The sequence below is a fragment of the Mycobacterium sp. UM_Kg1 genome (assembly GCF_000972925.1).
Taxonomy (GTDB): Bacteria; Actinomycetota; Actinomycetes; order Mycobacteriales; family Mycobacteriaceae; genus Mycobacterium; species Mycobacterium hiberniae.
The window spans coordinates 1-2,379 of the sequence record NZ_JRMK01000274.1 but is presented as its reverse complement, the minus strand read 5'-3'; the positions used below and the strand labels follow the sequence as shown (position 1 = coordinate 2,379).

Annotated in this window: 3 protein-coding genes; 1 reads left to right on the top strand and 2 read right to left on the bottom strand. The window is 68.2% G+C overall.

Features of this window, described 5'->3' with window-relative positions:
- Positions 1 to 511, bottom strand: a 511-nt coding sequence (locus tag LI92_RS20955; protein WP_046322360.1) for an acyl-CoA dehydrogenase family protein, incomplete at its 3' end; no start/stop codon positions are given.
- 21 nt (positions 512 to 532) lie between these two features.
- Positions 533 to 1,291, bottom strand: coding sequence for an SDR family NAD(P)-dependent oxidoreductase (locus LI92_RS20950; RefSeq protein WP_046322362.1), 759 nt, complete (start codon positions 1,289 to 1,291; stop codon positions 533 to 535).
- Between the two features lie 118 nt (positions 1,292 to 1,409).
- Between LI92_RS20950 and LI92_RS20945 the strand changes: the two genes are divergently transcribed.
- On the top strand, positions 1,410 to 2,379 hold a 970-nt coding region (locus LI92_RS20945; protein WP_046322359.1), incomplete at its 3' end, for a carbon starvation CstA family protein.

Genomic DNA, 2,379 nt, shown 5'->3' with positions numbered 1-2,379 from the left:
CGCTGACTCCCGCCCGGTCCCGCTCGAGCACCAGCACGTCCTCGCCGGCGGCGACCAGCAGCAGGTCGGCCAGGCCCGCGCCCAGCACCACCCCCGCGTCACCGGAGGCCACCCCGCCGTCCAGGGCGACGTCACCGGCCAGCCCCACCCCGGCGGTGACCGACCCGTCGATCAGCCCCGGGAGCAGACGCGCCTGCTGCTCGGGGGTGCCGGCCGCGGCGATCACGGCTGATGCGATGACAGTCGGAACGAAGGGGCCCGGAGCAACCGCCCGGCCGAGTTCCTCGATCACCACCACCAATTCGGGCAGCCCGAAGCCGGAGCCGCCGTACTCCTCACCGATGTGCAGGCCAAGCCAGCCCAGCGCGGCAAGTTCGCTCCAGAACGGCGGCAGTGCCTCGTCGTCGGCGTCCAGCAGCGCACGCGCGGCCGAGCGGGCCTTCTGCGCGGTCAAGAAACCGCGGGCCACCTCGGCCAGTTCGCGGTGGTCGTCGGTTACTCCAATTCCCATGGGAAGTCTCCTGGTATTCGTTTACTTGGGGGCGAAGCGCTGGCCGGCGTCCAGGCGCAGGCACTGGCCGTTGAGCATCGGGTTGTCGACGACAGCGGCAACCAGTTTCGCGAACTCCTCCGGCCGGCCCAAGCGCTTGGGGAATGCCGCGTCCTTGGTCAGGGCCGTGACGTACTCGTCCGGGATGCCCTTGGTCAGGCCGGTGGCGAACAGGCTGGGCGCGATCGCGAGTGCCCGAATGCCCACCGAACCGAGGTCGCGCGCCATGGTCAGGGCCATACCGGCGACGCCCGCCTTGGCGGCGGTGTAGGCGACCTGGCCGATCTGCCCCTCGAAGGCGGCGATGGAGGCCGTGTTGATGATGACGCCGCGTTCGTCGTCTTCGGGTTCGTTGACGCTCATGTGTGCCGCGGCCAGCCGGTTGATGTTGAAGGTGGCGATCAGGTTCAGGTCGATCACCGCGCGGAAGGACTCCAGGTCGTGCGGGCCGGACTTGGACAAGGTGCGCTTGGCGATACCGCCGCCGGCGGTGGTGACGATGACGTGCAGCCCGCCCAGAGCCTCGACCGCTGCGGCCAGGGTCTGCTCGGTGGCGTCGAAGTCGGTGATGTCCACCGGGTAGAAGGTCCCGCCGAACCCGTCCGCGACCTGTTTGCCCTCGGAGCCCTCGCGGTCGAATATCGCCACGTCGGCTCCTCGCGAGGCCAACAGCTCCGCTGAAGCACGCCCCATTCCGGAGGCGCCGCCGACGATGATGACCTTCTTGCCGTTGATGTCCATGTACACCCCTTCGCCACGGTTACCGAAAATCTAGTAGTTGAGAATCTAGGACAAGCTATCGTTCCGCTCGGAAACCGCTGCCCCTCGGGCATCGCTAGCAGGCCCCCAGGAGGTACTCGTGGCCGTACCGACCGCGCCGGAGATGGTGGAACGACGCGACGGGCCGGTCACGTATGTGCATACCGATCCGGAGCTGCCCCCCGTGGCGGTCATCGACCGCTCCCCGATCTCCGCACGCCACAAACTGGTGTTCGGCGGGCTCGCCGTCGCAGGCGCGGTGGCGTGGGCGTCGATCGCCTTCGCCCGTGGCGAGCAGGTGAACGCCGTGTGGTTCGTGGTCGCCGCGGTGTGCACATACATCATCGGATTCCGTTTCTACGCAAGGCTTATCGAACAACGCATCGTGCGCCCGCGCGATGACCACGCCACCCCCGCAGAGATCTTCGAGGACGGCACCGACTACCTGCCGACCGACCGCCGGGTGCTCTTCGGCCACCATTTCGCCGCAATCGCCGGGGCGGGCCCGCTGGTGGGGCCGGTGCTGGCCACCCAGATGGGCTACCTTCCGGGCGCCATCTGGATCGTGATCGGCGCGGTGGTGGCCGGCTGCGTGCAGGACTACCTGGTGTTGTGGTGCTCGGTACGCAGACGGGGCCGGTCGCTGGGTCAGATGGCCCGCGAGGAACTCGGCCCGATCGGCGGTGCCGCCGCGATCATCGGGGTGCTGGTCATCATGGTGATCCTGATCGCGGTGCTCGCCCTGATCGTGGTCCGGGCATTGGCCGTCAGTCCCTGGGGCGTGTTCTCCATCGCGATGACGATTCCCATCGCCCTGTTCATGGGGTTCTACCTGCGGTTCCTGCGGCCAGGCCGGGTTTCCGAGGTTTCCGTGATTGGGGTCGTCGCCCTGCTCGGCGCGGTCGCCGCTGGCAAGTGGGTGGCCGACACATCCTGGGGCACAGCATGGTTCACGCTGTCTCCGGTGACGTTGTCCTGGTGCATCATCGGCTACGGATTCGCCGCCTCGGTGCTGCCGGTGTGGATGCTGCTCGCCCCGCGCGACTACCTGTCGACCTTCATGAAGGTCG